The organism is Inquilinus limosus MP06, assembly GCF_000767795.1.
Taxonomy (GTDB): Bacteria; Pseudomonadota; Alphaproteobacteria; order DSM-16000; family Inquilinaceae; genus Inquilinus; species Inquilinus limosus_E.
On sequence record NZ_JANX01000632.1, the window covers coordinates 1 to 3,401 of the forward strand.

The 3,401-nt window shown below is 72.4% G+C and carries 5 protein-coding genes; all 5 read right to left on the bottom strand.

Going from position 1 to position 3,401, the window contains the following annotated elements; translation table 11 throughout:
* Positions 1-108: 108 nt before the first annotated feature.
* Entirely contained in the window at positions 109-882 is a 774-nt protein-coding gene (gene soxA, locus P409_RS29840; protein WP_034846976.1) for a sulfur oxidation c-type cytochrome SoxA, read from the bottom strand.
* Positions 882-1,202, bottom strand: a complete 321-nt coding sequence (gene soxZ, locus P409_RS29845; RefSeq protein ID WP_034846978.1) for a thiosulfate oxidation carrier complex protein SoxZ — start codon at positions 1,200-1,202, stop codon at positions 882-884. The genes soxA and soxZ overlap by 1 nt, the downstream gene beginning before the upstream one ends.
* Positions 1,199-1,651 carry a SoxY-related AACIE arm protein gene (locus tag P409_RS29850; RefSeq protein WP_034846980.1) on the bottom strand — a complete coding sequence of 151 codons (453 nt, stop codon included), beginning with the start codon at positions 1,649-1,651 and terminating at the stop codon, positions 1,199-1,201. Before P409_RS29850 ends, soxZ begins: the two co-directional genes overlap by 4 nt.
* Before the next feature lie 220 nt (positions 1,652-1,871).
* Positions 1,872-2,303 (bottom strand): sulfur oxidation c-type cytochrome SoxX, encoded by a 432-nt coding sequence (soxX, locus tag P409_RS29855; RefSeq protein WP_034846982.1) that lies wholly within the window; start codon positions 2,301-2,303, stop codon positions 1,872-1,874.
* A partial coding sequence (locus P409_RS29860) for an NAD(P)/FAD-dependent oxidoreductase (RefSeq protein WP_034846984.1) occupies positions 2,300-3,401 on the bottom strand: 1,102 nt, incomplete at its 5' end. The genes P409_RS29860 and soxX, both read right to left, overlap by 4 nt.

Sequence of the window (3,401 nt, forward strand, 5' to 3'; positions counted from 1 at the left end):
CTGCAGGCCTTCGCCGACGCCCGCGGCGAGCCGGCCCTGGCCCCGGCGCCGCTGCTGCGCCGCCTGGCCGAGGCCGGCGAGAGCTTTGCGGAGTGGGCCGCGGGATAGCTAGGGACGCACGCCCGGCGTCTCGACCGGCAGCCCTTCGGCGCGCGAGCGCAGATACAGCTCGAGCGCGATGAATTCCGGCGCGCCCCAGGCGTAGGGCTCGGCCCGGACGCCGATCATGCAGTTGCGCATCCGGCGCTGCAGCGACCCGACCGATTGCCATTCCAGGCGATAGATCGGATAGCCGGTCGGATGCGCCTGCGGGATCACGCTGCCGCCCAGCTTCTGCCCCCAAAGCCGGTCATGGCAGGCGGCGCAGGACAGGTCGAGTTGGCCGATCCGCTGCTCGAACAGCTTCCGACCCTCCGCGACGAAGGGAGTGAGGTTCGGGTCGGCGACCGGCTCGACCGGCATCCCGCGCGACTGATGGGCGACGGCGGTGGTCAGCGCCAGCAGCTCCTGGCTTTCCGCGGCGAAGGGCACGGCGCCCTGGCGCGCCTGGCGGCACTGGTTGATCCGCCCCTGCAGATCGATCGGCCGGCCGGTCGCCGCATCGAAGGCCGGATAGCGGGCGGCGATGCCGCGCATGCTCTCGGCCGCATCGCCATGGCAGCCGGCGCAGGAGATGCCAGCGGACCCTGCGGGCTCCTGCCACAGCGTCTCTCCCTCCAGCACCCACAGCATGCCGGGATTGGCGCCATCGTCGCGCTGCAGTGCCTGCGTCTCCGGCGCCATGAAGTCGAAGCCCGAGCGGCGGTCGGCCTCCGGCGCCTGGCCGCCGACCGCCAGCGCTACGCCGAGCAGCAGCAGCGCCCGACACGACCGTGTCCGCATCAGGTGACCGTGATCTCGACCGCGGCCCGCTCGACCGTGCCGTCGTCGGCGGTCCAGGCGAACTCGATCGTTCCCGACTCGGTCGCCACGGTGGTGAAGGCGATGAAGGGGTTGGCGGACATGGCCGGGAACAGCTCGGCCGCGAACACCTCGACGCCGCCATAGGTGCAGGCGAAGCGGTGGATGATGTCGCGCGGGATCGGCTGGCCGTTCGGGCCGAGGCGATACCCCGTCTCCATCTTGTGCGCGATCATCGCCTTGATCTCGATGACCTCGCCGCGGCGCGCCGTCTTCGCGGCGTTGATAAGGGCGCGGGTCACGACAGGTCCTCGATGCAGGCGGCCAGGGTCACGATCACGTCGGCCTCGGCCGACCAGACGCTGCCGTCGCTCATCTCCGCCAGGGCGACGATGGTCTGCGAGGTGGCGAGGCGCAGCCGGGTCGAGACGATGGCCCGGCCGGAGCGGGGGCCGAGATGGAACACTGCCATGTCCGCCTGCGGGTTCTTCTCGTTGAACAGGCCGATGCGGCGGACGTGGTCGGCTTCGGTCATCGGGCTGTCCACCGCCACCGTGACGCCGACGGCGTTGCCGTTCTCGACCAGGGGCGGGATGTCGAACTTTACCCGGCCCGGCCGGATCTCCGCCCCGCCGGCAAAGCCGCGGACCGCCTCCTGCAGCGACGGGCGGGCTCGGGCTTGCCTGGGTGCGAGCACCACCACGGTGAGCGCAGCCCCGGCCGCCAGCACGCCGCGGCGGGCCAAAGCCATCGAGTCCCCCCTCCCCTCGCGGGAGGGGGATAGGGGAAGGGGGTTTTCGAGGCCGGTCTCCGGCCTGGACTGCGGTCCTTCCGCGCGGGCGGCGAGGTCTGTGCCCTGCGCATTCGCGCGCGGACGCGCGCAGACCCCTCCCCCTGCCCCCCTCCCGCAAGGGGAGGGGGGACTTAATTTGGCTGAGAGGATGGTGAATGGATCGCGCCGTATCATCCCCTCACTCCCTCAGCGTCGCGAGATAGGCGATCACGTCCTCGATCTCCACCGCCGTCAGCACCGGCCTGCCCTGCCAGGCCGCGGCGACGCGGGCGAAGCCTTCGGTCCGGACATAGGACGGCATGATCGAGTCGGGAACCAGGCGCTTCATGTCGACCACCCTGAGGCGCAGCTGCCCCTCGTTGAGCCGCGCGCCGATGCCCTGCAGGTCCGGCGCCAGGGTACCCTGCTGGTGCGGCGGGGCGAAGGGGCCGGCATGGCAGAGCGAGCACAGGCTGCGCTGCCGGTCGGCCATCAGCGCCAAGCCGCGGGCCGGATCGCCGGGCCGCCCGGTCAGCGATCGCGGGATGGCGTCGCCCTCGACCTCGTACGGTTGCGCGGCCGCCGGCGCCGCGGCGAGCGCGGCCAGGACCAGAGGGGTCAGCCCCCTCATCCGAACACCGATCCGGTGATGGTCTGGAACCAGGCCTCGGCGTAGCGGGCCTCCATCTCCCGGACCTCCGGCGGCGCGTCGAGCGGGCTGGTGCCGCCGGCGCCCTCGACCTCGCGCAGCAGCCCCTCGGCCGGCCGGTACACCCCGGCGACCGAAATGCCGTAGCCGGGCGCGACCAGGCTGTAGCAGGTGTTGATCAGCTTCTGCTTGGCCGGCGCCTCACCGCGCAGCAGCGCGGCGACGGCGGCGGCGCAGACCTGGGCCTGGCTGTTGGCGGCGAAGGCGGATTTCGGCATGGCCCCGGCGATGGCCGCGTCGCCGATGACATGGATGCCGGGCTGCAGCCGGGATTCGAAGGTGACCGGGTCGATCGGGCACCAGCCGGTCTGGTCGGCCACGCCGGCGGCCCGGGCGATGGCGCCCGCCCGCTGCGGCGGGATGATGTTTGCCACGTCGGCGCGGTGGCTGCCGAATTCGGTGACCAGGGTCCGCGCCGCGGCGTCGACCTCGGTCACCCGGCCGCCGGAGGACAGCGGCACCCATTCCAGGAGGCCGGGATAGAGGGCGTCCCAGGCCGCCTGGAACAGCCGCTGCTTCGAGAATGCGTCCTTGGCGTCGAGCACGATCAGCTTGGAGCGCGGCTTGCGGGTCTTGAGGTAGTGGGCGATCAGGCTGGCCCGCTCATATGGCCCGGGCGGGCAGCGGAACGGGTTGGCCGGGGCGGCGATGGCGACCATGCCGCCATCCGGCATCGCCTCCAGCTGGCGGCGCAGCAGCAGCGTCTGGTCGCCCGCCTTCCAGGCATGCGGCATCGCTTCGGCGGCCGCCTGATCGTAGCCGGGCAGCGCGTCGAAGCGCAGCTCGATCCCTGGCGCCAGCACCAGCCGGTCATAGGCGAGCTCCGTCCCGTCATCGAGCCGCACCCGCCGGTAGCGGGCGTCGACCGCGGCGGCGCTGCGGTGCACGACCTCGACGCCCTCGCGCCGCAGCCCGTCATAGCCGAAGCGCTGGGCGTCGAGGTCGCGCAAGCCGGCGATCACCTCGTTGCTGAACGGGCAGGCGGTGAAGCGCTCCTCCGGCTCGACCAGCGTCACCGCC

What these genes read in the sequence shown, in the direction of transcription:
- soxA (WP_034846976.1), bottom strand. Translation starts at nt 882, where the DNA reads ATGCGGACACGGTCGTGTCGGGCGCTGCTGCTGCTCGGCGTAGCGCTG.
- P409_RS29850 (WP_034846980.1), bottom strand. Translation starts at nt 1,651, where the DNA reads ATGGCTTTGGCCCGCCGCGGCGTGCTGGCGGCCGGGGCTGCGCTCACC.
- soxX (WP_034846982.1), bottom strand. Translation starts at nt 2,303, where the DNA reads ATGAGGGGGCTGACCCCTCTGGTCCTGGCCGCGCTCGCCGCGGCGCCG.